The organism is Rhodococcoides kyotonense (assembly GCF_900188125.1).
GTDB classification, from domain to species: domain Bacteria; phylum Actinomycetota; class Actinomycetes; order Mycobacteriales; family Mycobacteriaceae; genus Rhodococcoides; species Rhodococcoides kyotonense.
Genome location: NZ_FZOW01000006.1, coordinates 204,025 through 229,981 on the forward strand (window position 1 = coordinate 204,025; position 25,957 = coordinate 229,981).

The 25,957-nt window shown below is 64.8% G+C and carries 27 protein-coding genes; 15 read left to right on the forward strand and 12 right to left on the reverse strand.

Annotated elements, in window-relative coordinates; all coding sequences use genetic code 11:
* Positions 1-208: 208 nt before the first annotated feature.
* Positions 209-850 carry a TetR/AcrR family transcriptional regulator gene (locus tag CHB96_RS12350; RefSeq protein WP_089246489.1) on the reverse strand — a complete coding sequence of 214 codons (642 nt, stop codon included), beginning with the start codon at positions 848-850 and terminating at the stop codon, positions 209-211.
* A gap of 69 nt (positions 851-919) precedes the next feature.
* On the opposite strand from CHB96_RS12350, the gene CHB96_RS12355 reads away from it, so the two are divergent.
* From CHB96_RS12355 to CHB96_RS12365, 3 genes are read left to right on the forward strand one after another with little or no spacing between them, the layout of a single operon-like run.
* Complete coding sequence (locus tag CHB96_RS12355) at positions 920-2,488, forward strand: flavin-containing monooxygenase (RefSeq protein ID WP_089246491.1); 1,569 nt, start codon at positions 920-922, stop codon at positions 2,486-2,488.
* On the forward strand, positions 2,485-3,315 hold the full coding sequence (locus CHB96_RS12360) for an SDR family NAD(P)-dependent oxidoreductase (protein WP_089246493.1): 831 nt from the start codon (positions 2,485-2,487) through the stop codon (positions 3,313-3,315). Before CHB96_RS12355 ends, CHB96_RS12360 begins: the two co-directional genes overlap by 4 nt.
* 4 nt (positions 3,316-3,319) lie before the next feature.
* The gene (locus CHB96_RS12365) at positions 3,320-4,258 is read left to right on the forward strand and encodes an alpha/beta hydrolase (protein WP_089246495.1); all 939 of its coding nucleotides are present in this window, start codon (positions 3,320-3,322) and stop codon (positions 4,256-4,258) included.
* On the opposite strand, the gene CHB96_RS12370 is transcribed toward CHB96_RS12365, so the two are convergent.
* Positions 4,214-5,077: a glycine betaine ABC transporter substrate-binding protein gene (locus tag CHB96_RS12370; RefSeq protein WP_089246780.1), complete on the reverse strand. Its 864-nt coding sequence runs from the start codon at positions 5,075-5,077 to the stop codon at positions 4,214-4,216. The two genes, CHB96_RS12365 and CHB96_RS12370, sit on opposite strands and share 45 nt — an antisense overlap.
* Before the next feature lie 187 nt (positions 5,078-5,264).
* Between CHB96_RS12370 and CHB96_RS12375 the strand changes: the two genes are divergently transcribed.
* The 4 genes from CHB96_RS12375 to CHB96_RS12390 are packed head-to-tail and all read left to right on the forward strand — an operon-like array spanning position 5,265 to position 8,777.
* Complete coding sequence (locus CHB96_RS12375) at positions 5,265-6,212, forward strand: ABC transporter substrate-binding protein (RefSeq protein WP_089246497.1); 948 nt, start codon at positions 5,265-5,267, stop codon at positions 6,210-6,212.
* A 46-nt stretch (positions 6,213-6,258) separates the two neighbouring features.
* Entirely contained in the window at positions 6,259-7,419 is a 1,161-nt protein-coding gene (locus CHB96_RS12380) for an ABC transporter ATP-binding protein (protein WP_089246499.1), read from the forward strand.
* The gene (locus CHB96_RS12385; protein ID WP_089246501.1) at positions 7,419-8,078 is read left to right on the forward strand and encodes an ABC transporter permease; all 660 of its coding nucleotides are present in this window, start codon (positions 7,419-7,421) and stop codon (positions 8,076-8,078) included. The genes CHB96_RS12380 and CHB96_RS12385 overlap by 1 nt, the downstream gene beginning before the upstream one ends.
* A gap of 3 nt (positions 8,079-8,081) precedes the next feature.
* Complete coding sequence (locus CHB96_RS12390; RefSeq protein ID WP_089246503.1) at positions 8,082-8,777, forward strand: ABC transporter permease; 696 nt, start codon at positions 8,082-8,084, stop codon at positions 8,775-8,777.
* A gap of 422 nt (positions 8,778-9,199) precedes the next feature.
* Here CHB96_RS12390 and CHB96_RS12395 read toward each other — a convergent pair whose 3' ends face one another.
* From CHB96_RS12395 to CHB96_RS12405, 3 genes are all read right to left on the reverse strand, one after another.
* Positions 9,200-10,396 carry an NAD(P)-dependent malic enzyme gene (locus CHB96_RS12395; RefSeq protein ID WP_371829007.1) on the reverse strand — a complete coding sequence of 399 codons (1,197 nt, stop codon included), beginning with the start codon at positions 10,394-10,396 and terminating at the stop codon, positions 9,200-9,202.
* A 189-nt stretch (positions 10,397-10,585) separates the two neighbouring features.
* Positions 10,586-10,846, reverse strand: a complete 261-nt coding sequence (locus tag CHB96_RS12400; protein ID WP_245865542.1) for a hypothetical protein — start codon at positions 10,844-10,846, stop codon at positions 10,586-10,588.
* Positions 10,847-10,850: 4 nt separating this feature from the next.
* Complete coding sequence (locus CHB96_RS12405) at positions 10,851-11,705, reverse strand: PHP domain-containing protein (RefSeq protein ID WP_089246507.1); 855 nt, start codon at positions 11,703-11,705, stop codon at positions 10,851-10,853.
* A gap of 100 nt (positions 11,706-11,805) precedes the next feature.
* Between CHB96_RS12405 and CHB96_RS12410 the strand changes: the two genes are divergently transcribed.
* A complete protein-coding gene (locus tag CHB96_RS12410; RefSeq protein ID WP_089246784.1) occupies positions 11,806-12,903 on the forward strand; it encodes a magnesium and cobalt transport protein CorA in 1,098 nt (365 codons plus the stop codon).
* On the opposite strand, the gene CHB96_RS12415 is transcribed toward CHB96_RS12410, so the two are convergent.
* Positions 12,900-13,496 (reverse strand): suppressor of fused domain protein, encoded by a 597-nt coding sequence (locus tag CHB96_RS12415; RefSeq protein ID WP_089246509.1) that lies wholly within the window; start codon positions 13,494-13,496, stop codon positions 12,900-12,902. The genes CHB96_RS12410 and CHB96_RS12415 overlap by 4 nt on opposite strands.
* A gap of 33 nt (positions 13,497-13,529) precedes the next feature.
* Between CHB96_RS12415 and CHB96_RS12420 the strand changes: the two genes are divergently transcribed.
* The 4 genes from CHB96_RS12420 (at position 13,530) to CHB96_RS12435 (ending at position 17,084) form a co-directional block, all read left to right on the forward strand.
* Positions 13,530-14,243, forward strand: coding sequence for a metallophosphoesterase family protein (locus tag CHB96_RS12420; RefSeq protein ID WP_089246511.1), 714 nt, complete (start codon positions 13,530-13,532; stop codon positions 14,241-14,243).
* On the forward strand, positions 14,233-15,090 hold the full coding sequence (locus tag CHB96_RS12425) for a chromosome partitioning protein ParB (RefSeq protein ID WP_089246513.1): 858 nt from the start codon (positions 14,233-14,235) through the stop codon (positions 15,088-15,090). Before CHB96_RS12420 ends, CHB96_RS12425 begins: the two co-directional genes overlap by 11 nt.
* 110 nt (positions 15,091-15,200) lie before the next feature.
* On the forward strand, positions 15,201-16,730 hold the full coding sequence (locus tag CHB96_RS12430; protein WP_089246515.1) for an MFS transporter: 1,530 nt from the start codon (positions 15,201-15,203) through the stop codon (positions 16,728-16,730).
* 90 nt (positions 16,731-16,820) lie between these two features.
* Complete coding sequence (locus CHB96_RS12435; RefSeq protein WP_089246517.1) at positions 16,821-17,084, forward strand: hypothetical protein; 264 nt, start codon at positions 16,821-16,823, stop codon at positions 17,082-17,084.
* 62 nt (positions 17,085-17,146) lie between these two features.
* Here CHB96_RS12435 and CHB96_RS12440 read toward each other — a convergent pair whose 3' ends face one another.
* The 6 genes from CHB96_RS12440 to CHB96_RS12465 form a co-directional block, all read right to left on the reverse strand.
* Positions 17,147-18,316 carry an ABC transporter ATP-binding protein gene (locus tag CHB96_RS12440; RefSeq protein ID WP_089246519.1) on the reverse strand — a complete coding sequence of 390 codons (1,170 nt, stop codon included), beginning with the start codon at positions 18,314-18,316 and terminating at the stop codon, positions 17,147-17,149.
* 5 nt (positions 18,317-18,321) lie between these two features.
* Entirely contained in the window at positions 18,322-19,155 is an 834-nt protein-coding gene (locus tag CHB96_RS12445) for a carbohydrate ABC transporter permease (RefSeq protein ID WP_089246521.1), read from the reverse strand.
* Positions 19,155-20,096: a carbohydrate ABC transporter permease gene (locus tag CHB96_RS12450; protein WP_089246523.1), complete on the reverse strand. Its 942-nt coding sequence runs from the start codon at positions 20,094-20,096 to the stop codon at positions 19,155-19,157. The genes CHB96_RS12445 and CHB96_RS12450 overlap by 1 nt, the downstream gene beginning before the upstream one ends.
* The gene (locus CHB96_RS12455) at positions 20,093-21,415 is read right to left on the reverse strand and encodes an extracellular solute-binding protein (protein WP_089246525.1); all 1,323 of its coding nucleotides are present in this window, start codon (positions 21,413-21,415) and stop codon (positions 20,093-20,095) included. Before CHB96_RS12455 ends, CHB96_RS12450 begins: the two co-directional genes overlap by 4 nt.
* A gap of 174 nt (positions 21,416-21,589) precedes the next feature.
* Positions 21,590-22,081: a YflT domain-containing protein gene (locus CHB96_RS12460; RefSeq protein WP_089246527.1), complete on the reverse strand. Its 492-nt coding sequence runs from the start codon at positions 22,079-22,081 to the stop codon at positions 21,590-21,592.
* Positions 22,082-22,098: 17 nt separating this feature from the next.
* Positions 22,099-23,049, reverse strand: coding sequence for an HpcH/HpaI aldolase/citrate lyase family protein (locus tag CHB96_RS12465; protein ID WP_371829009.1), 951 nt, complete (start codon positions 23,047-23,049; stop codon positions 22,099-22,101).
* A 68-nt stretch (positions 23,050-23,117) separates the two neighbouring features.
* On the opposite strand from CHB96_RS12465, the gene CHB96_RS12470 reads away from it, so the two are divergent.
* From CHB96_RS12470 to CHB96_RS12480, 3 genes are read left to right on the forward strand one after another with little or no spacing between them, the layout of a single operon-like run.
* Positions 23,118-24,392 (forward strand): magnesium transporter MgtE N-terminal domain-containing protein, encoded by a 1,275-nt coding sequence (locus CHB96_RS12470; protein WP_089246531.1) that lies wholly within the window; start codon positions 23,118-23,120, stop codon positions 24,390-24,392.
* A gap of 20 nt (positions 24,393-24,412) precedes the next feature.
* Entirely contained in the window at positions 24,413-24,946 is a 534-nt protein-coding gene (locus tag CHB96_RS12475) for a DUF1003 domain-containing protein (RefSeq protein ID WP_176444276.1), read from the forward strand.
* 11 nt (positions 24,947-24,957) lie between these two features.
* Positions 24,958-25,941: a lytic transglycosylase domain-containing protein gene (locus CHB96_RS12480; protein WP_089246535.1), complete on the forward strand. Its 984-nt coding sequence runs from the start codon at positions 24,958-24,960 to the stop codon at positions 25,939-25,941.
* Positions 25,942-25,957: the final 16 nt, after the last annotated feature.

Here is a 25,957-nt window from a genome sequence, read left to right on the forward strand (position 1 = left end):
CTCTGAGTGACCGAGGGCGCCATTCGGTCTTTCGGGGGGGTGGGGTGGGCTGGCGGGCCGGGGCGGGTGGGATGGGGCTGGCTGGGGCGGGGTGGCCGGGGGCTGGCCGACCTACCGCTTGAATGGCACATTCATACGATCAGATGGCGTGGAGGTCACATTCAAGCGGCCGCCAAGGGCCCATCGATACCGGACGTACGCCGAAAAATCAGGCGCTGGGAGCCTGCGCACCCAGGAGAGTAGCGATCATCGCGGGCGCGAGAGCGACGGCAGGCAACGCTCCGACTTCGAGGTCGATGAGCTCGTCGCGCGTGATCTTGGGGTCCTGCAGCCACGAGATGGTTGCTTCTTCGACGAACGCGATCCACCCGCGCACAGCGAGTTCGGTGGTGGGGTTGGCCTCTACATCGAGTTTGTACAGATTCGCGACGGTTCGCTCGGCCATGGAACTGCGAGTCTCCTCGAACACCGCGCGCATGTCGGGGTCGCCCGTCGCCGATCCGCGGAGCAGCGAAATGAACGTCTCCCGGTTCTCGGTGACGTAGTCGACGTAGTTCGCAATGGAGTCGCGCAGGATGTCGTATGGATCGAGTGTCGTGTCGGGGGCTGTACGTTCGAGCATCTCCCGACTCGCCTCACGCACGATGGCCAGGTGAAAGTCCTGCTTGGACGAGAAGTAGTGGAACAACAGCCCCCGTGACACTCCCGCCTGATCGGCGATGTCCTCGACAGACACCTGTTCGAGGGGACGCTCGGACAGCATCTCGGTACCCAGGGCGATCAGCTGCGCGCGACGCTCCTCCGGGCTCATGCGCGTTCGCTTCACTGCTGCGTTGTTCACACCGGCCATGAGACCAGCCTACTGAATAGTAGTCAATAACTATTGACTCACACTCAACAAGCTCCTACTCTCGCTTGCATGAGTCTTTCGGTAACAGATACTTCCGAGCGCGTGACGGCACCGCGCCAAGTCGACACCGTGATCATCGGCAGTGGATTCGCCGGGCTGGGTGCCGCGATCAAGCTGACCCAGAAGGGCAAGAGGAACTTCCTCGTCCTCGAGCGGGGTAGCGACGTCGGTGGTACGTGGCGCGACAACACCTACCCCGGTGCCGCGTGCGATGTGCCGTCGCACCTGTATTCGTACTCGTTCGCGCTCAACCCGGACTGGACTCGGTCGTTCTCCACTCAGCCGGAGATTCAGAAGTACATCTCGTCCGTGGCACGGAAGTACGGCGTCCTCGACAAGCACGTCTTCGATTCCGACGTCAAGACCGTCGTGTGGAACGCCGACACCCATCGCTGGGACATCACGGCCAGCACCGGCGAGTACTCGGCCAAGGTCGTCGTGACCGCCGTCGGTGCGCTGTGCGAGCCCAACCTTCCCGACATTCCGGGTATCGCCGGCTTCGAAGGCGACATCTTCCACTCCGCGCAGTGGAATCACGACGTCTCGCTCGCAGGCAAGCGCGTGGCCGTCATCGGGACCGGGGCGTCGGCGATCCAGATCGTGCCGTCGATCGTCGACAAGGTCTCCCATCTCGACGTCTACCAGCGCACCGCCCCGTGGATCCTGCCTCGCTTCGACCGCGAGTACACGGGCATCGAGAAGTTCGCGTTCAAGCACATTCCGGGCTTTCAGCGTCTGTCGCGCACCGGCATCTACGCGGCGCGCGAGACTCAGGTCGTTGGGCTTGCCAAGAAGCCTGCACTCATGAAGATCTTCGAACTGATCGCCACGCAGCAGATCAACAAGGGCATCAAGGACAAGGCGCTCCGCAAGAAAGTCACGCCGAACTTCCGCATCGGCTGCAAGCGCATGCTGATCTCCAACGCCTACTACCCCGCGCTCGATCGCCCCCATGTCGACGTCGTCACCGACGGCATCGCGGAGGTCAAGGCGAACTCGATCGTCACCGCGGACGGCACCGAACGCGAGATCGACGCACTCGTCGTCGCGACAGGATTCCACGTGACCGATTCGCCTGCGTACCAGGGCATCTTCGGCGAGGGCGGCAAGACGTTGGCGCAGACGTTCGAGGAAGAGGGGCAGCAGGGTTACAAGGGCTCGGCCGTCGCGGGCTTCCCCAACATGTTCTTCCTCGTCGGACCGAACACCGGCCTCGGCCACACGTCGATGGTGTACATGATCGAATCGCAGCTCAACTACGTCGTCGACGCTCTCGAGACCATCGAGAAGCACGACATCGGCGTCATCGAGGTTCGCAAGGACGTACAGGACGACTACAACGCCGACCTTCAGGACCGCATGGCCAAGAGCGTGTGGATGAACGGCGGGTGCGCCAGCTGGTACCTCGACAAGCACGGAAACAACACGACGCTGTGGCCGGACTTCACGTTCCGCTTCCGTCAGCTGACCAAGAAGTTCGATCTCGCGGCGTACCGTAGCGTCGCAGCGTCGGATCTCCCCGCCCCTGCCGGTGACCTCGTCGTCGCCGACTCCGAGACCAAGGTGGCCGTACAGTGAGCGCTTTCGCAGGCAAGGTCGCCGTCGTCACGGGTGCCGGTTCCGGCATCGGACGAGCCCTGGCTCTGAATTTGGCCCAACGCGGCGCCAAGCTGGCGCTCTCGGACGTCGACGTCAACGGACTCGCCGAGACGGTCCGCCAGGTCGAGGCGCTCGGCGGCGAGGTCGAGTCGCAGTTCCTCGACGTGACGCAGCGCGAGACCGTTCTCGACTATGCGGAGACCGTCAAGGCACGCTTCGGCAAGATCAACCAGATCTACAACAACGCAGGCATCGCGTATCACGGCGATGTCGAGCAGTCGTCGTTCAAGGACATCGAGCGCATCGTCGACGTCGATTTCTGGGGAGTCGTCAACGGCACCAAGGCTTTTCTTCCGCACTTGCAGGAGTCGGGCGACGGCCACGTCGTCAACGTGTCGAGCCTGTTCGGTCTTCTCGCGATGCCGTCGCAGGCCGCCTACAACGCAGCGAAGTTCGCGGTCCGGGGCTTCAGCGAGGCACTGCGCATGGAACTGCTGATCTCGAAGGCGCCCGTGAAGATGACCGTCGTGCATCCGGGCGGCATCAAGACTGCCATCGCGCGCAACGCCACCGTCGCGGAGAACTACGACCAGGCGTCGGTCGCCAAATTCTTCGACGCGAAACTCGCGAAAACCACCCCGGACCAGGCCGCGAAGACCATCCTGAAAGGTGTGGAGAAAGGCAAGGGACGCGTCCTCGTCGGTTCCGACGCCATCGCGCTCGACCTGTTCCAGCGCATCACCGGATCGAAGTACCAGCGCGTCGTGGCCACCATCGCGAACCGTGTCATGCCCAGGAAGAAGTAGCCCCATGAGAAGCGTCTACCTTCCGCTACCTGTCGTCTCGGCACTGTTGAAGCCGTTCTACCGAGTCGCACTCGACGCCAGACTGCCGGTCACCGTTCAGCGGAGAATCCTCGAGATCGGCGCACCGATACAAACCCTGCCCGACGGCACGGTGGTGCAGAAGCTCCAGCTGGGCGGCAGGCCCGCGGAACGCGTCACGGTCGGTGCTACCGAGCGCACCACCGCGATTCTGTACCTGCACGGCGGCGCGTTCACGATCGGGTCGATGGCAACGCATCGATCGCTCGCGGCCCATCTTGCGCGCGAATCAGCAAGTGCCGTATACGTTCTCGACTACCGACTGGCCCCCGAGAACCCCTTCCCCGCAGGCCTGAACGACTCGGTCGCCGCGTATCGCGAACTGTTGCGCAGACATGGGTTCACAGCCGATCGTGTTGCGATCGCCGGAGATTCGGCGGGCGGCGGACTGACTGTCGCGACGGCACGGAGACTCGTCGACGACGGCGTGACACCGGCTGCGTTGGGCCTGATCTCGCCATGGATCGACCCCGCCGCTCGTGACGCTCAGATCCAGCGCGACCTGGTCGTCAACACCGCCTGGTCGTTCGCGGCGGCGGAGGCGTACCTGGGCGACGGAGACCCGCTCGACCAGGGCTACGCGCCGCTTCAAGGCGATCTCGGTGGCCTGCCGCCCGTCGTCCTGCACGTCGGGACCTCCGAAGTGTTGTACCCGCAGATCGTCGCGTTCCACGAGAAACTGCTGCTGTCCGGTGTCGACGTCGACTACGTCGAATACGAGAAGCTGTGGCACGTCGCGCATCTGCAGGCCTCGATCCTGCGCGAGGCCGCCGAGGCGGTACACCATCTCGGTGCGTTCCTCGGTGCCCACGTCCGCACGTCAGAGGTTGTGCTCACCGAGCCAGCGAGCAGCGACATCGCCTGACGACGCCCCACCGCGGACCTCGCCGATCATGTCGGCGAGGTCCGCGGTCGTCAGTTCCCCCGCGACGACGCTGAACGAGCGAACCTCACTGTCGCTCAACACCCCATCGCGGAACAGAGGCACGACGTTCTGCGCAGCGAACACGTCGTCGGTATCCGTCAGGGCTGTCAGATCCTTCACCCCCGGACCTGCCGACGCCGTGCGTACGACGGCGACATCCGCCGAACCGTCGGCCACCGCGTCGACGACGGCATCGCCGTCCGCCACGGTCGTCACGGATCCAAAGGTGCACCCGTATCCGGCACTCAACACGTCGACCGCGGCGATATCGGCGTCCGCGACCACGAGAGTCGAGGCCCCGCATCCGGGCACGATGTCGTCGACGGCCGTGGCGTCGGCGAAGGGGCCCGACGACGCGACCGCGACGGCCTGCCTGTCCTCGGCGGTCGCGTAGTCGGTCACCGAAAGTCCGGCCGGGAGAGACTTGTTGAGATCGACGAAGACGTCGTCGGCAGTCGTGGCCGTCGACGTCGAGTCGAACGACGTCATCAGCTCGCCGGTCAGGTCCGGTACGACATCGACATCACCTCGGTCGAGCGCAGCGAGGTAGTCCGCTCGGTCCCCGATGCGGGTGTCCGTGTCGACGTGTGCGCCCACCGAACGAAGTGCGCCCGCGTAGATCTCGGCGACCAGTTCGTCTCGCACGTCGTTGCCCGACCCGACGACGATCGTCGACGCCTCCTGCTCGGATCCGCTGCACGCCACCGCGACGCAGGACAACAGAACGACGACGGCCAGTTTCGGGCCACACGCTCTCACGAAGAACACTCCATTCCGGGGGAACTGTCGGTGGGCAGGTTTATGGTTCTCGCACGCCGGGAAACATGGGGCGAACGAGATGACCACCGGGGCAACCTTATGGCTAAGCTTGCCCCGATCACCATCCCGAGCGTCCGTGCAGAGCCAGCGGAAGCCGTTGGCGAGCCGGTACAGATGGAAGGAACCCATGAACATCACCCGTACCACGCGCGCCCTGGCTGCGCTCACCCTGTCAGCCCTGGCATTGACCGCGTGCGGCGGCAATTCCGACCCACTGTCCAGCGGCGGTGGTGAGAGCAACGGCGATCCCAACTCGATCGTCGTCGGTTCGGCCAACTTCACCGAGTCCGAGACCATCGCCAACATCTACGCCGAGGTCCTGCGAGTCAACGGCTTCGACGTCAGCACCACGCTCAACATCGGCAGCCGCGAGGCATACATACCGGCCGTCAAGGACGGGTCGATCGACCTGATTCCCGATTACACCGGCAACCTTCTTCAGTACCTCGATCCCGAAGCCACCGCGACCTCCGCCGACGACGTCGAGGCAGCGCTTCCCGACGCACTGGGCTCCGAATTGGTCACCGCCGACCCCGCGCCCGCCGAGGACAAGGACTCGATCGTCGTCACCCGTGCGACGGCAGAGCGCTGGAACCTGAAGACCATCGAGGATCTGGCGCCGCATTCGGCCGAGATCAGCATCGGCGCACCGCCCGAGTTCCAGGAGCGCGCATACGGTCTGCCCGGTCTGAAGACCAACTACGGCGTCGACATCGACCCGAGCAAGTTCGTCCCGATCGCCGACGGCGGCGGCCCGGCAACGGTCGCAGCTCTCGCCGAAGGCCAGGTCACGGCGGCTGACATCTTCTCGACGTCGGCGTCGATCGCACAGAACGACTTCGTCGTGCTCGAGGATCCGAAGTTCAACTTCGCCGCACAGAACGTCGTCCCGGTCATCAATGCCGGCAAGAACTCGGAGAAGCTGACCGACGTTCTCAACGCCATCTCGGCAAAGCTGACCACCGAGGGCCTACTTGCTCTCAACCAGTCGGTGTCGGGCGACAGCAAGACAGAGCCTGCGGCCGCTGCCAAGCAGTGGGTCGAGGAACAGGGACTCAGCACTCCCATCAGCTGACAACTTTCGTCCGCGATTTCCTTCCGACGACCGGAGAGCACTACCCGTGATCACGTTCGACAACGTCACCAAGCAGTACCCCGACGGCACGACGGCAGTGGACACCCTGAACCTTCGAATCGAACCGGAGTCGTTCACGGTGTTCGTCGGTCCGTCCGGCTGTGGCAAGACGACGTCGATGCGAATGATCAACCGCATGATCACGCCGACGTCCGGCGTGATCACCGTGGACGGGAAGAACATCGCCGACACCGATGCCGTGGCACTACGCCGCGGCATCGGGTACGTCATCCAGAGCGCGGGGCTCCTCCCCCACCGAACCGTCGTCGACAACGTGGCGACGGTGCCGGTGCTTCGGGGCGAGTCTCGACGGTCAGCGCGTAAGGCCGCGCTGACGGTACTCGAGCGGGTAGGCCTCGATCCGGCGATGGCGTCGCGGTACCCGGCGCAACTGTCCGGGGGCCAGCAGCAACGCGTCGGTGTTGCGCGGGCGCTTGCCGCCGACCCACCGATCTTGCTGATGGACGAGCCGTTCAGCGCGGTCGATCCCGTCGTACGCGAGGATCTGCAGACCGAAATGTTGCGTCTGCAGGCCGAATTGAAGAAGACCATCGTCTTCGTGACGCACGACATCGACGAGGCCGTGCGTCTCGGTGACCGCATCGCCGTATTCGGCACGGGCGGTCGTTTGCAGCAGTACGACCGTCCGGAGACCGTACTCTCCTCTCCTGCAACGGATTTCGTGGCGTCGTTCGTCGGACGCGATCGCGGATACCGCGGCCTGTCGTTCCGAACCGCGAATTCCGTTCCGCTGCACGACATCGAGACGTCGACAGCCGAAAATCTGAAGAACCTCCGCCTCGAACAGGGCCAATGGGTCCTCGTCGTCACCGACGAGCGCACTCCCCTCGGATGGATCGACGTCACCGGCGTCGAAGGTATCCGCGCCGGACGCACGGTGGATCAGAGCACCGCGGCCGGAGGCTCGCTGTTCAGTGTCGGCGGCGATCTCCGCCTGGCACTCGACGCGGCGATCTCGTCGCCGTCCGGCATCGGCGTCGCCGTCGACCACGAAGGCCGCGTCGCCGGTGGTATCGACGGATCCGAGGTTCTCGAACACCTTGCAACACAACGCAAAGCGGAAGATCAAGAACGCAACAGGCACCATTTCGACGCGGTACCGCTCAGCAAAGACGGTTCCAGCTGATGCGTTGGCTGATCGACAACTTCGACACGGTCCTCGGACTGACGAAGACGCACCTGTACCTGTCGCTCGTTCCGCTGCTCATCGGCCTGCTCATCGCTGTTCCGGTCGGGACGCTCATCCGGAACGTGTCATGGGTTCGTCGAATCACGTTGACGGTGGCCAGTATTGCGTTCACCATCCCGTCGCTCGCGCTGTTCGTCACCATTCCGGCCATCATCGGAACGAGGGTGCTCGATTCGATCAACGTCGTCGTCGCACTCGCGGTCTACTCGACGGCACTGCTGATACGCGCGGTCCCCGAAGCGTTGGATTCGGTGCCCGCCGCAGTCGTCGACTCCGCCGAAGCGATGGGGTACACGCCGCTGCGTCGCGCCATCGGTGTCGAACTTCCGTTGGCCCTGCCGGTTCTCGTCGCGAACGTCCGCGTCGTTGCAGTCACCAACATCTCGCTCGTGTCCGTCGGGTCGGTCATCGGCATCGGGGGGCTCGGTCAACTCTTCACGCAGGGTTATCAACGTGACTACCCGGACCAGATTCTCGCCGGCATCATCTCGATCGTCTTCCTGGCGTTGGTCTTCGACGCGGCGCTCTACCTGGTCGGTCGTCGACTCACTCCGTGGACGCGGCTCGGGTCGACACCGGCGAAGCGGAAGGGGTGACCGGTGAACATCTTCTCTGGAGCGTTCTCCTACATCTTCGACGCCGCGAATTGGCAGGGCAGCACCGGAATCGGCGCCCGCCTCCTCGAACATGTCTGGTACAGCCTGCTGGCCGTCGTCGTGTCCGCAGCGATCGCCGTTCCGATCGGCCTGCTCATCGGACACCTCCGACGCGGTGAAGTAGCGGTCGTCGGACTCGTCAACGCATTGCGCTCGCTGCCGACGCTGGGCGTGCTCGTGTTCCTGGTCCTGCTGATCGGGCTCGGGCTGGTGCCGCCGATCATCGCTCTCGTCCTGTTGGGCATCCCCCCGTTGCTCGCGGGAACGTACGCGGGCATAGCGAACGTCGACGACAACGTGGTCGACGCTGCCCGTGCGATGGGGATGACCGAGCTACAGGTGTTGTTCCGCGTCGAGATTCCCAACGCGCTCCCGCTGATCCTCGGGGGCCTGCGGAACTCGACGCTGCAGGTGATCGCCACTGCCACCGTCGCCGCCTACGTCAACCTCGGTGGACTCGGCCGGTACATCTTCGACGGCCTCGCGCTGTACCAGTACGACCGTGTCCTGGTCGGCGCCATCCTCGTCGCTGTGCTCGCACTGATCGTCGACGGTCTGCTCGCGCTGGCGGTCTACGCGTCGGTCCCGGGCACCGGTCGACTGCGCCGGACGCCGTCGGGGCTCGCGAAAGTCGACTGAAGCCTGTCCGGCTGGGAGCGAGGGCGTCCCTCGGTCACCTCACTGGGAGCGAGGGCGTCCCTCAGTCACCTCACTGGGAGCGAGGGCGTCCCTCAGTCACCTCACTGGGAGCGAGGGCGTCCCTCAGTCACCTCACTGGGAGCGAGGGCGCCCCTCAGTCACTCTGAGTGACCAAATGTCACATTCGCTCCGGACCGGAGGTGCACCCACTGGGAGCGAGGGCGCCCCTCAGTCACCTCACCGGGAGCGAGGGCGCCCCTCAGTCACTCTGAGTGACCAAATGTCACATTCGCTCCGGAAATAGGGAGGGTCGGCCGGTCCGGAAATAGGCGGCCGGCCGGGAGCGAGGGTGGACGGACGTGTGAAAACACCCCGAACCGTAGCCCTGGTGGGGCCGGCTCGGGGTGCCTCCCCCTACTGTCCTACGCGACGCCTTCTGCTCGCGCTGCTGCCGCGACTGCGTCCGCAACGGCTGGGGCGACGCGTGGGTCGAGCGGGCTCGGGACAATTTTGTCCGTTGCCAGCTCGTCGCCGAGAACCGAGAGGATTGCCTCGGCAGCGGCGAGTTTCATGCCTTCGGTGATGCGGCGTGCGCCGGCGTCGAGTGCGCCTTTGAACACGCCGGGGAAGGCGAGCACATTGTTGATCTGGTTCGGGAAATCGCTGCGCCCGGTGGCCACGATCGACGCATACAGACTCGCCCGCGACGGGTGGATCTCCGGGTCCGGGTTGGACAGGGCGAACACGATCGACTCGGGCGCCATCGACGCGATGTAGCTCTCGTCGATCTGGCCTGCCGAGACGCCGAGGAAGACGTCGGCGCCGGCGAGGGCGTCGGCCGCGGTTCCGCTCAACGAGCGCGGGTTGGTGCGCGAGGCGAGGTCGGTCTTGACGCTGTTGAGGTCGGTGCGACCGGAGGACACGATGCCCTTCGAGTCCAGTACGACGACGTCGGGGATCCCCGCAGCGAGGAGGATGTTGGCGCACGCGACGCCCGCCGCACCTGCACCCGAGATGACGACCTTGAGTCCGGCGGTGCCACGCCCCTGCACCTTGGCCGCACCGTTGAGGGCGGCGAGGACGACGATGGCGGTGCCGTGCTGGTCGTCGTGCATGACCGGGCAGTCCAAGGCTTCGATGACGCGACGTTCGATCTCGAAGCAGCGCGGCGCCGAGATGTCCTCGAGGTTGACCGCTCCGAAGCTGTGGCGCAGACGCACGATGGTCTCGACGATCTCGTCGACGTCATTGGTGTCGAGAACGATCGGGATGGAGTTGAGTCCGGCGAAGTTCTTGAACAGCGCGGCCTTGCCTTCCATGACGGGCAGTGATGCGCGTGGTCCGATGTCGCCGAGGCCGAGGACCGCCGATCCGTCGGTGATCACGGCGACGAGGCGATCGGTCCACGTGTACTGCTTGGCCAGCGCCGCGTCCTGCGCGATCGCACGCGACACCTGGGCGACACCGGGGGTGTAAGCAATGGACAGATCGCGCTGCGTCTCGAGCGGCGCCGTGAGCTCGACCGAGAGTTTTCCACCGACGTGGCCGAGGAAGATCTCCTCCTCGGTGATGGCGGACAAATCGGCGGCATTGTTGGTGGGTTGCGTCACAGTCGTCACGTTATAGCTCCTGAGAAGGAATCACCTCACGCCGACGCGCACGATACGACGAAAAGATGATTCGAAGAAGATGTCTCGGTGCGCGCCGTCGGTTGGCTGCAACTACCGAAAACCAGGATGACGTGAGGCGGGTGTGCCGTCACAAACGATCGTGGCGCTGTGGCGCCCATGATGTCGGCCAGCCTACATTCAGCTCCACCACTGAGTCCACAGCAGTACTCCGGCGATCACGAACACCAGCAACGATGCGACGACGGAGACCACGCGACGCCGGTGGTCGGCGATGTGCTGAACGATCACCGCGAGGACCGCTGCACCGATGTGCGCGGCCACCGACACCGTGCCAGGCCCGGGAAATCCGCGCTGACTGCCCAGATACTGCGTACCGACCACGACGACGGCCAACACGACCAGCCCGGCCGTGACTGCTCCACTCAGACCTCGAAGCAACCCGTCATCCTCCTGTTGTGGTCGTGGCTCGGGACCGAGCTACGAGCCTGTCGTACTGGTCGACGGCAGTGGTGTGCTCGCCGAGCTTCAGTGTCTTGTTCTCGCCGTGGTAATCCGACGAGCCGGTGGCGATGAGGTCGAGTTCCTCGGTCAACTCCCGCAGAATCTTCGTGTCCGAGGCGTCGTGGTCCGCATGCTCGACCTCGAGGCCACCGAGCCCATGTCCGACGAGTTCGCGGATGTGGTCGAGGTCGAGCAGTCGACCACGCAACCGCGCACGAGCATGCGCGACGACGCTGACGCCCCCTGCCGCACCGATCAGTTCGACGGCGCGTTCCAGCGGCGTGTCGATCTTGGCGACGTAGTACGGGCTGTCGGTCTTCAGCGGGCCGTCGAACGCTGCTTGTACGGACGCCACGGCGCCCAGGTCGACGAGCGCACGCGCGAGGTGCGGCCTGCCCGCGGACGGTCCGCATGCCGCGAGGATGGCGTCGGGCTCGATCGTCGGGTAGTCGACGGCGAGCCGCTCTGCCATCACGCGAATGCGGGCGACACGTTCGGCGCGCAGCCTGCGTCGTTCGGCGGCGAATGCCGGGTCGTTCGGGTCGAACAAGTACGCGAGCAGATGGACTGCGACGGGGTTGCCGTCCTCACCGCGACCCTCGCACGACATCTCCATCCCACGTACGACGGTCAGTCCCGCCGGTGCTGCGGCGACCGCCTCGTCCCAGCCGGACGTGGTGTCGTGATCGGTCAGCGCGACGACGTCCAGGCCCGCAGCCGCGGCTGCGTGCACGAGCTCCGTGGGGGTGTCGGTGCCATCGGATGCCGAAGAATGGGTATGGAGATCGATACGCACGAGAGTCAGTGTCTCAGGCGCCCGAGCCGTACATATGTCAGGCGTACGATTGCGCGTCGCACGAGACCAGCGCTCGCTCGACGAAGAAGGAGAGCAGCCCATGCCATCGTTACCGCCGCGTCCGTCGCTCCCGTCGCTGCATTCCCTTCGCCCGTCGTCCCGCGGCCAGACGACCGGGCCGAAGGTGCCGGTGCCGACTGCCCGCGCGATCGTCGACTGCGCTGTGTACGTCGACGGGCACAGACTTCCGGGCAAGTTCACGCACTCGGCCGCCATCGAGGAGGTGCGTCGTCGCGGCGAGGGGTTCGTGTGGGTCGGTCTGCATGCTCCCGACGAGGGCCAGATGAACGGCGTCGCCGAGCACTACGGCTTGCACGAACTCATGGTCGAGGATGCGGTTCACGCACACCAGCGCCCGAAACTGGAACGCTACGACGACGTCGCATTTCTCGTTCTGCGGACGGTCAGCTACGTCGAGCACGAGTCGGTGACGACGGCGAACGAGATCGTCGAGAGCGGCGAGATCATGGTGTTCCTCGGCCGCGACTTCGTCGTGACGGTGCGTCACGGCGAGCACTCGGGACTGTCCGGCGTCCGGCAGGCGCTCGAGCAGAACCCGGAGCGGTTGGCGCTCGGGCCGTCGTCGGTGCTGCACGCCGTCGCGGACCATGTCGTCGACGAGTATCTGGCGGTGACGTCGTCGATCGAACGCGACGTCGACGCGATGGAGGAAGAGGTCTTCTCCCCCGATCATCACGTGCCGATCGAGAACATCTACATGCTCAAGCGTGAGGTCGTCGAGCTACGACGGTCCGTCACTCCGCTGTCGGCGCCGCTCGGCAGGCTCGTGCAAGGGGTGGACACTCCGGTGCCGAAGGCCGTCCGGCGGTATCTACGCGACGTGCAGGACCATCACACGACGGTCGCGGACCGCGTCGCGGAATTCGACGAGGTACTGAGCTCGCTCGTCGATGCGGCGCTGGCTCGCGTGACGATGCAGCAGAACATGGACATGCGCAAGATCTCGGCGTGGGTCGCGATCGCGGCGGTACCGACGATGGTCGCGGGCATATACGGAATGAACTTCGACAACATCCCCGAACTGCACTGGTCGTACGGGTACTACGTCGTGCTCGGGCTGGTCGCAACCGTGTGCGTCGGGTTGTTCGCGACGTTCCGACGTAACAACTGGCTCTAGAGCGTCACGGCCGATCTGGCCGGATCCCGGACGTCGACGCCTGCCTCGGCCCACGCGTCGCGCAACGCGTCGGCTCCGCGCAGACGCACCCACGCGGCTTCGGTTCCTGTCAGCGGCACCACGGACAGGAACCGAACCGGGTCCGACGGTTCGGGCAGCGCAAGATCGGCGACGTCGCCCGCCCCGAGGAGCACTGCAGTGAACGGGGCATTCGTCCACAGGGGCTCGCCGAGATCGAGAAGTGCATCCTCGACGAGCACGAGCCCCTCGACGGCAGGCGACGCGGCCAGAACGGCGAGTGTCTTGTGCACTCCCGACGCGATTCCCGCGCCGCCGAGGAGGGTCAGGATCAGTTCGGCCCGTGGGCCGCGATTGGGGTCGGCGACCAGTTCGTTGGGGTCGGCCATGGGATGCCTCGAACAGCCGAGGGTGGCATATCGGACCAGGTCGTCGTCGTTGTCGGCGAATCGAAGCACGTCGAGGGGTTCGAGGCCGAGAAAGGTGACGGATGCCGACGAGGGATTCTCGTCCCCGATCTCGGCAATCAGATGTGCACGGACCCGAGCAATGACACTGTCGCTCACGAAGTACATCCAACACCACACTCGCCCGGTAGCGTCGTCCGCGTGGTCTCTGTCCTCGCCGTCTCCGACGAAACGATCGAGAGTCTGTGGAATGCCCAGGTTCGCTCGATGGACGTCGACGTCATTCTCGGGGCCGGGGACCTTCCGTTCGACTACCTCGAATATCTGACCGACGCGTTGAATGCCCCGTGCGTGTTCGTGCCCGGCAATCACGACCCCGATCTGACGGGGTACTCGGCAGGCCGGGCCGGCTGGATGCGGGCGGGCCTTCCGACGACGTGGCCGGGGCCCGTGGGCGCTGTCAACGCCGATCGCAAGATCGTCTCGGCGGCTGGGCTTCGCATCGCAGGACTCGGTGGGTCCATTCGATACAACGGCGGGCCGAACCAGTGGACGCAACGTCAGCAGCGCCGCCGCGCCAGGTCCCTGACGCGCACCAAGACATGGGCGGAGAAGGTCCGCGGCGATCAGCGTGGCGTCGACATCCTGTTGACGCACAGCCCGCCCTTCGGCGTCGGCGACGACACAGATCCCGCGCACGTCGGGTTCGAGTGCCTGAGCGACGTCACCCGGATACTGCGTCCACAGGTCCTGCTGCACGGCCACATCCATCCGCACGGCCGTACACCCGACGACCTTCGGTTGCACGAGTCCGACGTCGTCAACACCGTCGGCTACACGTTGCTCGAGATCTTCCCGGGCGGGGAACACCCAGAACACGCACCCACGATCGTGAGGCGACGCCATGGCACGTGACACCGGTTTCCCTGCCGCCGACGCCGAGAACGACTTCACCCGGCAACGACGCCGAGCCGACATCGCGCGTCTCGTCGGTTGGCTACGTCGCCAGCCCGACGACGTCAACACCATCCTGCCGTTCGACGAGGTGGTCGCCGCGCTGGGCAAGGTCGGCGAGCGATACCTCGGCGTCCAGGTGATCCGCGTCGACACGATCGTCGGCAGCGTCGACCGAACGCGTGACTTCGACAGATTCTTCCGGCCCACCTCCGCACGCACGCGCGAGCGTTGGCAGCGGCTCGCCGCGGCGCAACGACGCGGCGAATCGATGCCGCCGATCCAGGTGTATCGCGTCGGATCGATGCACTTCGTGCTCGACGGCCATCACCGCGTGTCGATCGCGTTCGCGATGCACCGAACGACGATCGACGCGGCGATCACGGAGATCGTGACAAGGATCTCACCGGAGGGAATCACACGTCGCGGCGACTTGCTCATCAAGGATCACCGCCGCATTTTTCTCTCGCGGGTTCCCCTGACCGGCAAGGCACGCGAGGCTGTGACCGTCACCGATCCGTTCGACTACGCCGAGCTGAGCGAGTCCGTCGAAGCGTGGGGTTTTCGGCTGATGCAGGAGCTGGGCGAGTTCGTCGACCGAGCGACCGTGGCCAGACGGTGGTTCGGCGAGGAGTTCCTTCCCGTCGTACGCATGGTCCGTGCCGCCGACATTCTCGAGGGCCGTACCGACGCCGAGGCCTATCTCTGGATGAGTCGTGAGCGGTACCGCCTGGTTCGGGAGCACGTCTGGAACGACGAGATCGTCTCGGAACTTCGCGAACGCGCGCAGGCTACCCGCGGGCTCTGACGTCGTACCCAGCTTTCGCGACGGCCTCGAACCTGATAGGTACTTAGATGCATATATCAAGCATTTGCATCTTTGTGTCTTTCGGTTGAAACGTAACGAGGTAATTTCATATGTCGACCCCGGCTCGCCCCGGATTCCTTCTTCTGCCCGGGCTCTGTTTCGTGGTCATGACCCTTGCGGTCCTGCAGACGATGGTGATCCCGATCGTCGGCACCATCGGTAGCCAACTCCAGGTGAGCACCACTGCCGCCGGGTGGGTCCTGACCGCCAACCTGCTTGCTGCCGTCGTCGCGACGCCGGTCATCGGTCGGCTCGCCGACCTGTACGGCAAGCGGCCCGTGCTGATCGCGGTGCTCGGCCTCGTGCTCGTCGGGTCGCTGATCGCGGCACTGACTCATTCCCTGCCGCTGTTGATCCTCGGACGCGTCCTGCAGGGCGTCTCCTATGCTCTGTTCCCCATCGCGCTGGCCGTACTGCGCGACGAGATGCCGCCCCGGAAGCTCGTAGGCGCAATGGCGATTCTGTCCGGGACCTTGGGCGTGGGCGGCGGGTTCGGGCTCGTCCTCACCGGACTCCTCACCGCGGACGGTGCCGACTATCACCGCGTCTTCTGGCTGACGGTGGCGTTCGTCGCGGTCGCGATGACCCTCGGATGGTTCGGCATCCCCGCGCGCCGACGCACCGGCAGCGGTTCCGTCGACTGGTGGGGTGCGGCGTTGCTCGCCGTCGCGCTCGTACTGCTGTTCCTCTCCCTGACACAGGGACGCACGTGGGGCTGGGGATCGGCTCCGACCATCGCGTGCGCCGTGATCGGCGCGCTCGTTCTGGCCGGCTGGTGGGTCTTCGAGAACCGCGTCGACGCACCGCTCGTCGCGCCCCGGATGTTGACGCACGGACCGTTGCTCGCGACCAACGTCGCCACCTTGTTCGTCGGTATCGGCATGTTCGTAAACTTCCTGGCGTGCAGCTATTTCGTGCAGACACCGCGCGCGGTCGCCGGCTACGGATTCAGCGCCGACGTGCTCTCCGCCAGCATCGTGTATCTGTTGCCGGGTGCGGCCGTCGGCGTCGTCGCGGCGACGGTCAGCGGCGGGCTGATCCGACGGTTCGGCCCGCGACCGGTGCTGATCGCCGGTGGCCTCGTCGGGATCGTCGGTTTCGTGTTGTTCGTGTTCTTCCACGCAGCCACCTGGCAGGTGATTCTGGCGTCGTCGATCATCAACGTGTTCGTCTCGCTCGCGTTCGCCGCGATCCCGAATCTGTTGATGGCCGAGGTGTCCGCCGCCGACACCGGCGTCGCCAACAGCGTCAACTCCATCGTGCGCACCGTCGGAACCTCCATCGCGAGTGCCGTGTTGACCACGATGCTGGCGACGTACACGATTGCGGGCACTTCGGTGCCGCGCGAGGTGGTCTACACCGCGGCGTTCGTCGTCGGTGCGATCGCGTGCGCGATAGTGACGTTGTCCGCGTTGGCAATTCGCGTTCCGGTCCGGACCATCGCCGAACGCAGTACCGTCGTCGTACCCCGGCGCACCGAGCCCACCAGACTCACAGGAAACTGTGTGGATCAGCGTGTTCCTGCCCAGGGCAAAAGGAACGAAACCGCAGGTCGGAGCATGCTGGCAGAGGACTGCTGAACCTCTGGGAGTACCTGGTTTTCCCTTTCGCGTCGACCGATGTCTCTCGTAGTTTCGAGTCGTACATCAGTTACGCGAAAGGGAGAACCCATGAACACTCGAAAGATCTTGACCCGCACCGCCGTTACGGGTGCCCTCGTCGCAGTTCCGCTCGTGGCCGTCGTCGGAACCGCGTCAGCTGATCCGGTTCACGACAACCGCGGTCAGCAGAACCAGCCGCAGTTCGACCTGCCGCAGTTCCAGTTGCCCCAGCTCGCCCCGCAGCCCGAGCCCGCACCTTTGCCTGCACCGACGGCGCTGCCGCAGTTCGGGCCGAATTTCTGGCAGGGATTTTCCACCGGCTCGGCCGGCTAGCCGGCTCGTGAGTGAAAATGTATAGCGGGCTATACATTTTCACTCACGAGCGGCGAAGCCGCTTAAATCGTCAGATTCGCGCCCGACGCCTGGTCGAACACCGATACCTTCGCGGGGTCGAACCACAGTTCCACCTGACGCCCCTCGGCGGCCTGAGACTCCGCGGCCAGACGCGCAACCACCTGTGCGCCACCGAGATCGGCGATTCCGGCGTCGGCTGCGAGTTCCTGGAGCTCGGCGGATTCGACTTTGCTGCCCTTCAACGTGAAGTAGGCATACTTGTCGCTGCCCATGGATTCGAGGACGTCGACGTCGGCGGTGATCGTCGTACCGTTCATCTTCTGGTACGAGTCGATCAGCGCGGCGTCCTCGAAGTGCTCGGGACGAATGCCGATGACCACTTCCCTGCCCGGATTCTTCGACTTGATGGATTCCATACGGTCGGACGGCAATTCGAACTCGCCGAGGTCGGTCTTCACGCCGTGCGCCGTCAGCTGTCCTGGCACGAAGTTCATCGACGGCGATCCGATGAAGCCGCCCACGAACAGGTTTCGCGGCTTGTCGTAGAGCTCCTGCGGCGAACCGATCTGCTGCACCAACCCACCACGCAGCACCACGACACGGTCGCCGAGCGTCATGGCCTCGGTCTGATCGTGCGTGACGTAGACGGTCGTCGTGCCGAGCCGCTTCTGCAGCCGCGAGATCTCGGCGCGCGTCTGCACACGCAGTTTCGCGTCCAGGTTGGACAGCGGCTCGTCCATCAGGAACGCCTTCGGCGTACGAACGATGGCTCGTCCCATGGCAACTCGCTGTCGCTGGCCGCCGGAGAGGTTCGACGGCTTGCGGTCGAGGTGCTGGCTCAGGTCGAGGATCTTCGCAGCCTCTTCGACCTTCGAGTTGATCTCGTCCTTGGACAGTTTCGCGAGCGTCAACGGAAACGCGATGTTCTGACGCACTGTCATGTGCGGATACAGCGCGTACGACTGGAACACCATCGCGATGTCGCGATCCTTCGGTGCACGCTCGTTGACGCGCTCCCCCGCGATGCGCAGCTCACCGGACGAGATGTCCTCCAGACCGGCGATCATGTTGAGCGTCGTGGACTTTCCGCAACCCGACGGCCCGACGAGGATGATGAACTCGCCGTCGGCGATGGTTATGTCGACGTCGCTGACGGCGGCGGCACCGTCGGGGTAGAGCTTGGTGACTTTGTCGAGAACGATTTCGGCCATGACGGTTATCCCTTCACTGCGCCGGACGTCAAGCCCGCCACGATACGTCGTTGGAAGAAGAGTACGAAGATGATGATCGGAATGGTGATGACGACGGCCGCCGCCGCGATGGAACCGGTCGGTTCCTCGAACTGAGAACTACCGGTGAACTGAGAGATCGCGGCGGGCACCGTGATCGACCGTTCCGTCGCCGTCAACGAGATGGCGAGCAGCAGGTCGTTCCACGCGAAGATGAACACGAGGATCGCGGCGGTGACGATGCCTGGCGCGGCGAGCGGTGCGATGACCTTGCGGAACGCCTGTGCGGGCGTTGCGCCGTCCATCTTCGCGGCCTTCTCCAGCTCCCACGGGATCTCGCGGAAGAACGCGGACAGCGTGTAGATCGCCAGCGGTAGCGCGAAGGTGATGTACGGAATGATCAGACCGGGCCAGGTGTCGAACAGTCCGAGTGCACGTTCGATGTCGAACAACGGTGTCACCAGCGAGATCTGAGGGAACATCGCGATGAGCAGCGCGGCGCCGACGAGGAGCTTCTTGCCCGGAAAATCCAGTCGCGCAACGGCGTACGCGGCCATCGTGCCGATGACGACGGCGATGACCGTGGTGATCAGGCCGATGCCGATCGAGTTGATCAGCGCCGACGTGAACTGGTTGGTCGAGAAGATGCCCTTGTAGTTGTCGAACGTGATGGAGCTCGGTATGAACTTGCCATCGGCGATGGTGGCCGTCGATTTGAACGACAGGCTGATGATCCACGCGAGCGGCACCAGTGCGTAGAGCAGCACCAGCACGTTGATGACGGTCCAGCCAACTTTCTTGCGAGGCGTTACGGTCGTCATTACTTACGGCCTCCGTCGTCCGAGCCCGGAGCCGAAGCACCGAACAGCTTGATGAACACGAACGCGATGATGGCGACGCAGAAGAAGATCAGCACGCTGATCGCCGAGCCGAGTCCGAGATTGAATGCACCGAACAGGTTGTCGTAACCGAGGATCGAGACCGATCCTGTGCCGTTGCTGCCCTTGGTCAACACGTAGATGTTGTCGAAGATGCGGAAGGCGTCGAGCGTGCGGAACAGCACCGCGACGAGGATCGCCGGTTTCATCAACGGAATTGTGATGCGTATCAACCGAGTCCATGCTCCGGCACCGTCGACCTGTGCGGCCTTCAGCAGATCGTCGGGCACCAGCGCCAAACCTGCGAGAAGCAGCAGAGCCATGAACGGCGTCGTCTTCCACACCTCGGCGAGTACGACGATCGCGAGCGACGGCAGTTGCTCGGTCAGCGGCGCGCTGCCGTCGGGAAGCAGATTGGCGAGGTAACCGGTGCCGGGCGTCCACGCGTAGTACCAGCTGTACGCAGCGGCGACGGTGACGATGCCGTACGGGATCAACACGACGGTTCGGACCAGTCCGCGCCCGAAGATGGTGCGGTGCATGATCAATGCGACCGCGAGTCCGAGTACGAACTCGATGATGACCGACACGATCGTGATACCGGCGGTGACGCCGAACGCCGTCCACCAGTACCCGTCGGACAGGACCGTGACGTAGTTGGACAGGCCGACGAATTGACGGTCGTCGGGGAATGCCAGGTTGTACTTCTGCAGGCTGAGCCAGAACGCGTAGACGATCGGATATCCGGTGACGGCGAGCATCATGATCGCGGCAGGTGCGATCAGCAGAAGCCCGAGTCGACGCTCGGCCTTCTTGCCGTCGGACATCTGTTTCAGGACTGCTTCTTTGTCGATGCTCTCGCGCTCGGCGGTGGGTGCGCTCATGGAATCAGCCCTTCGGAATTGACTGCCTTGGAGACGAGTTCGGCGAGCTTGTCGACGTCGGCGACCGGGTCGATGTTCTGAGGCGGATTGAGCGCGTCGGCGAGCAAGATCGAAATACTCTGGTACGCAGGCGAAACCGGCCTCACCGCGGCGTTCTCGATGGAGTCGAGCACGCCCTCCCACGCCGGGTAGACCGCCTGGAATTCAGGATCGGAGTACAGCGACTTCAGTACCGGTGGAACACCGCCGTTGACAGCGTTGTTGCGCTGGTTCTCCTCGTTGGTGAGGCACGCGACGGCCTCCCATGCGAGGTCCTCGTGCTGCGTGGTCTTGGCTACTCCGATGTTGAAGCCACCGATCGTGACCTTCGCGGGCGTATCGGGAATCACCGCGGGATACGGTGCGCTGCGGAACACTTCGGCGACCTTGGCGTCCTGCTGGTCGGCGGGAACATTCGTCAGGTCGAGGAACGGCACAGCCCCTGCTGCCGCGTTCTCCTTCAGACCGGGAAGCACGAACGGGTAGTTGACCTGGAACGCGGAGTTACCGGCTTCCATGCCCAGACGTGCTGTGGCTTCGTCGGTCTGCGAGATCGACGGGTCGTGCCCGTCGGCAGTCGCGACGCGTTTCATGATCTCGAGCGTCTTCTCCGTCGCGGCCCGATGCTCGGGTGTGTCGTTCAGCGTCACGGTCGTGCCGTCGTCGGCGACGACCTGGCCGCCTGCGCTGACGAGAAGACTGTTGAACCACACCATCAGGCCCTCGTACTGCTTGGCCTGCACGCCGATGTACGCGGGCTTGCCCTGGGCCGCGTTGGCTTCGGCTTCGTCGATCATCTGATCCCACGTCTGCGGCGGTTGGCCGCCGGGAACCTGATCCGGGCGGTACCACAGGAGCTGCGTATTCGAGTTCAGCGGAACCGCGTACAGCTGGTCCTGCCACTCGGCCGTTGCGAGTGGGCCTTCCAAGGTCGCGCCGCTCTTCAGTTCCGCGGACAGGTCCTCCGGAACCGGCAACGCCCACCCTGCTTCGGCGAACTCGGCGGTCCAGACGACGTCGAGCGTCATCAGATCGAGCGAATTGTCGTTGCCCGCGAGCCTGCGTGCCAACTGAAGTCGCTGATCGTTGGCGCTCTTGGGGAGCGTGCGCTGCTCCACCTTGTACCGGCCGTTCGACGCCGCGGTACACGCTTCTGCTGCTTGGGCATACTGTTCGGCGCCGTCGGCGGCGGTGTAGAAACTCAGCACCGGAGTGCCACCGTCCGACGATCCACACGCCGTGAGCAGCGGGCCGACGATCAGCGTGGCCGCTGCCAACACGCCTATCCTGGTTGCGTTTCTGGGCCTCGGACCACGCTGTCTCGGCACTTCGCCTCCATATATTCGACTACCAGTGCAGTAAGTTCGTTATCTAGTGCCCTGCACGTAAAGAAACGTAACCGAATAGAGGGGCCTCGAGGCGAAATTGGGACTATTCCGTAATACAGTCCAAAGTCAGAGCGACAGTTTCGCGAGCATGTCTCGCGCCTTCTCGGCGCTCTTCGGTTCGCACAGAACGTCGTAACGCCCCGCGACCAACTGCATGCTCGATGCGAAATCCCGTTGCCCCTTGGTTGCGGCGTACGGGATGGCCGTCGAAATGAGACCGAAGATTATGCCGCCGACGATGCCGATGACGAGTGCGCCCAGAATGTTGCCGTTGGTGAAGATTCCCAACACCAGGCCGAGGAAGACTCCGAGCCAGGCACCCGAAACAACTCCTCCACCAATGACTTTGGGCCACGTCAAGCGACCGAGAACTCGCTCGACCTGCATGAGGTCGACGCCGACGATGGTCACGTCCTGCACCGAGAACTGTTGGTCGGACAAGTAGTCGACGGCCTTCTGCGCTTCTGCGTACGTCGGATAGGAACCGATCGGCCAGCCCGACGGCGGCGTCGGAAGCCCTTGGCCACCGCGGCCGGGTTGCGAAAGTGGGTTCGTCATTCCCCTATTGTGCCTGGTTATGTCCGATTCGCGGCATCACTGCGTGTCATCGAAGCGGCGCGTCCCTTTGCCGAGACGACGAGAGCCATCTTGCGGCTGGCTTCGTCGATCATCTCGTCACCGAGCATGACCGCACCGCGTGCGCCGCCGGCTTCGGACGTGTGGAACTCATAGGCCTCGAGAATCTCCTCGGCCTTGTCGAAGTCCGCCTGGCGCGGGCTGAAGATCTCGTTCGCGGCGTCGATCTGCGTCGGATGCAGTACCCACTTGCCGTCGAAACCGAGGCCTGCGGTGCGCCCGGCCGCGCGTCGGAACGCGTCGAGGTCCCGTATCTGCAGGTACGGGCCGTCGATGGCCTGCAGACCATGCGTGCGCGCCGCGAGAAGAATGGTCATCAGGATGTGGTGGTACGCGTCGCCCGTGTCGTACCCCTCGGGCTGTTCGCCGACGACGAGGGTGCGCATGTTGACGCTCGCCATCATGTCGGCAGGCCCGAACACCAGCGTCTGGACGCGCGGACTCGCGGTCGCGATGTCGTCGATGTTGCGCAGGCTTCTCGCGCTCTCGATCTGCGGCTCGATCCCGATGGCGCCGACGTCGAGACCCGCGTTCTTCTCCACCTGCGTCAGCAGCAGGTCGAGCGCCTGAACATCCGACGCCGTCTCGACTTTCGGCAACAGAATCGCATCGAGGTTCGCGCCTGCGCCCGACACGACGTCGACGACGTCGAGGTACGTCCACGGCGTCGTCCAGTCGTTGACGCGTACGACCTTGATCTGGTTGCCCCAACCACCCGAGTTCAACGCATCGACGACGCGTCCGCGAGCCTCGGCTTTGGCGATCGGCGCGACGGCGTCCTCCAGATCGAGGAAGATCTCGTCGGCGGCGAGTCCTTTCGCCTTCTCGATCATCTTCGCGGAACTGCCGGGAACGGCGAGAACCGAACGACGAGAACGACCGATTTCCAACGCACTCACCTTCGCTGCACTCCCTACGGATTCTCCGGATGGTCATTCGAGCCTCTAACCTTGCCATCATGGCAGCACTGAGCAAGGTATTCGCGGCCAGGCTCGCAGGTCTGGTGGTTCTCGGACCGGACGGTGAATCGATCGGCCGGGTCCGCGATCTCGTGGTCACGATGAGGGTCGGGCGCGCGCAACCGCGTGTGCTCGGCTTGGTCGTCGAACTCGCCACGCGCCGAAGAATTTTCGTGCCCATGCTGCGAGTGACGAGCATCGAGCCCAACTCGGTGCAGCTCACCACCGGCAACGTCAGTCTTCGTCGATTCTCGCAGCGCGCGAACGAGATTCTGGTGTTCGCGCAGATTCTCGATTCGAAGGTGCGCGTCGACGATCCCGAACTCGAGGAACTGCACGACACCGATTCCGTCGTCGTCGACCTCGGTATCGAACTGACCCGAACGCGTGACTGGCTCGTCGCCCGCGTCGCCGTCCGACGCCTCCGGGGGCGCCTTGCTCGTCGTGGTGCGATGCACGTCGTCGACTGGCAGCACGTGCAGGGGCTGACGCAGAACGCACTGTCGCTGCCGGGCCAAGGCGTCGCACAGTTGTTGATGCAGTTCGAGGACCTTCGGGCCGCCGACGTCGCGAACGCGATGCGTGAGCTACCGGTGAAGCGACGCATGGAGGTGGCTCTCGCGCTGGACGACGAACGTCTCGCCGACGTCGTGCAGGAGCTTCCCGACGACGACCAGGTCGAGATGATGCACTACCTCGGTAGTGAGCGCGGCGCCGACGTGCTCGAGGCCATGGATCCCGACGACGCCGCCGACCTTCTCGGTGAGCTGCCCGAGCCCGAGGCCGAGTCGCTGCTGCGCTTGATGGATCCCGAGGATTCCGCGCCGGTGCGTCGTCTGCTCGAGCACTCCCCCGACACCGCCGGTGGCTTGATGACGACCGAGCCGGTCGTACTGTCCGCGTCGACGACGGTCGCCGAGGCCCTGGCTCGGGTGCGCAACCCGGACCTGACGCCTGCCCTGTCGTCGCTCGTGTTCGTCGTGCGTCCGCCGACGGCGACTCCGACGGGTGCGTATCTGGGCTGCGTCCACCTGCAGCAGTTGCTGCGCGAGCCGCCTGCCAGTCTGGTCGGCGGTGTCATCGACAAGGCGCTGCCGAGGTTGTCGCCCGAGGACAGCCTCACGGCCGTCACGCGATATTTCGCGACGTACAACCTCGTCTGTGGTCCCGTCGTGGACGACGAGGATCATCTGGTCGGCGCGGTCACCGTCGACGACGTGCTCGATCACCTCCTCCCCGAGGACTGGCGAGATCAGGAGGTAGCAGGACAGTGAAGGAATCCGCCCGCGCCCGGATGGACACCCCTCAGGGGTCACGCTTCTTCAACTGGCACCTCGACGTCGACCTCGGCAGTTCAGGAGAACGTGCTGCACGTTTCCTCGGCACCGGCCGCTATCTGGCGATTCAGACGATCATCGTCGTGGTCTGGATCTTCCTCAACGTCGCTGCAGTCCGACTGCAGTGGGACCCGTATCCCTTCATCCTGCTCAATCTCGCGTTCTCGACGCAGGCGGCCTACGCTGCGCCGCTGATCCTGCTCGCGCAGAACCGTCAGGACGACCGCGACCGAGTGTCGCTCGAAGAGGACCGAGCGCGCGCTCAACAGACGAAAGCGGACACCGAATTCCTCGCGCGTGAGCTGGCGTCGCTGCGTCTGGCCGTCGGTGAGGTCGCCACTCGTGACTACCTGCGCCGCGAGCTCGACGAGATTCGCGAGATGCTGGAACAGATGACCGACCAGCCGCCGTCGTCGAAGAAGTCACGGAAGAAGTCGGGACGGCAGAATCAATCCGCCGAATCCATCCTGGGAGAGCATCCCGAACTGTAACGTGTGTCAGAATGCGGACCCGGGGGAGAATTCGCAGGCGATCGAGCGCTCCCGTCGTGTGCGCAATCGTCGTCGGCGGAATCGCCGGAGCCGCCGCATCGGCATCCATGTCCGTCGTCGAACCGCCTGTTCCGGTCGTCGCTCCGGCACCTCTTCCGCCGTCTGAAACGGTGCCCGGCCTGGCCGCGCCCGCTCCCCGGCCGGAACAGTCCCTGAGCGCGCCGGAGCCCGAGGAACCCGAGCCTCCTCCCGAGCAGCCCCGCACCGTCGCGGTGCGGGCGCCGACTCTCGACGCCATCGGCATTCCCGACGCGATCGCCGCCGCGTACCGGGACACGGAAGCTGCGATGGCGTCGGAATCCCCGTCGTGCCATCTGCCGTGGCAGCTTCTCGCCGGCATCGGGCAGGTCGAGTCCGGGCATGCGCACAACGGACAGATCGACGACGACGGCACAACCGTCACCCGCATCCTCGGACCCGTTCTGGACGGCCGCCGGGCGGGCCACAGCGTGATCCTCGACACGGACCGAGGAACCCTGGACGGCGACACCGAACACGACCGAGCCGTCGGGCCGATGCAGTTCATTCCCTCCACGTGGGCTCGGTACGCATCCGACGGTAACGACGACGAGATCTCCGACCCCAACAACATCCACGACGCCACCCTCGCGGCAGGCCGTTACCTGTGTTCCGGCGGCCTGGACCTGTCCGATCCGGCCGACGAGACCGCGGCGCTGCTGCGCTACAACAACTCCCCCGTCTACGTCACGGACGTGCTCGCGTGGTCCCAGGCGTATCGACTGGGCGGTGACTCGGTGACGGGAGTGCCGACGGATGTCGTGGCACCCGTCGTCGACGAAGTCCCGACGCCCACGCCCGAGACACGGGCCGCGCCGCCACCCGACACGCCGACGCCACCTCCCATGGCCATTCTGGTGTTGCCGCCTCTGCCACCCTTGCCCTGTGTGATCTTCTGTCCACCGCCTGTGCGTTGATAACGGCAAGGTAACG

Bases quoted from the DNA above. Each gene is read 5' to 3' on its own strand.
- CHB96_RS12350 (WP_089246489.1), bottom strand. From the start codon at position 850: ATGGCCGGTGTGAACAACGCAGCAGTGAAGCGAACGCGCATGAGCCCG.
- CHB96_RS12355 (WP_089246491.1), top strand. From the start codon at position 920: ATGAGTCTTTCGGTAACAGATACTTCCGAGCGCGTGACGGCACCGCGC.
- CHB96_RS12365 (WP_089246495.1), top strand. From the start codon at position 3,320: ATGAGAAGCGTCTACCTTCCGCTACCTGTCGTCTCGGCACTGTTGAAG.
- CHB96_RS12375 (WP_089246497.1), top strand. From the start codon at position 5,265: ATGAACATCACCCGTACCACGCGCGCCCTGGCTGCGCTCACCCTGTCA.
- CHB96_RS12385 (WP_089246501.1), top strand. From the start codon at position 7,419: ATGCGTTGGCTGATCGACAACTTCGACACGGTCCTCGGACTGACGAAG.
- CHB96_RS12410 (WP_089246784.1), top strand. From the start codon at position 11,806: ATGCCATCGTTACCGCCGCGTCCGTCGCTCCCGTCGCTGCATTCCCTT.
- CHB96_RS12415 (WP_089246509.1), bottom strand. From the start codon at position 13,496: ATGTACTTCGTGAGCGACAGTGTCATTGCTCGGGTCCGTGCACATCTG.
- CHB96_RS12425 (WP_089246513.1), top strand. From the start codon at position 14,233: ATGGCACGTGACACCGGTTTCCCTGCCGCCGACGCCGAGAACGACTTC.
- CHB96_RS12430 (WP_089246515.1), top strand. From the start codon at position 15,201: ATGTCGACCCCGGCTCGCCCCGGATTCCTTCTTCTGCCCGGGCTCTGT.
- CHB96_RS12435 (WP_089246517.1), top strand. From the start codon at position 16,821: ATGAACACTCGAAAGATCTTGACCCGCACCGCCGTTACGGGTGCCCTC.
- CHB96_RS12440 (WP_089246519.1), bottom strand. From the start codon at position 18,316: ATGGCCGAAATCGTTCTCGACAAAGTCACCAAGCTCTACCCCGACGGT.
- CHB96_RS12445 (WP_089246521.1), bottom strand. From the start codon at position 19,155: ATGACGACCGTAACGCCTCGCAAGAAAGTTGGCTGGACCGTCATCAAC.
- CHB96_RS12450 (WP_089246523.1), bottom strand. From the start codon at position 20,096: ATGAGCGCACCCACCGCCGAGCGCGAGAGCATCGACAAAGAAGCAGTC.
- CHB96_RS12460 (WP_089246527.1), bottom strand. From the start codon at position 22,081: ATGACGAACCCACTTTCGCAACCCGGCCGCGGTGGCCAAGGGCTTCCG.
- CHB96_RS12470 (WP_089246531.1), top strand. From the start codon at position 23,118: ATGGCAGCACTGAGCAAGGTATTCGCGGCCAGGCTCGCAGGTCTGGTG.
- CHB96_RS12475 (WP_176444276.1), top strand. From the start codon at position 24,413: ATGGACACCCCTCAGGGGTCACGCTTCTTCAACTGGCACCTCGACGTC.
- CHB96_RS12480 (WP_089246535.1), top strand. From the start codon at position 24,958: ATGCGGACCCGGGGGAGAATTCGCAGGCGATCGAGCGCTCCCGTCGTG.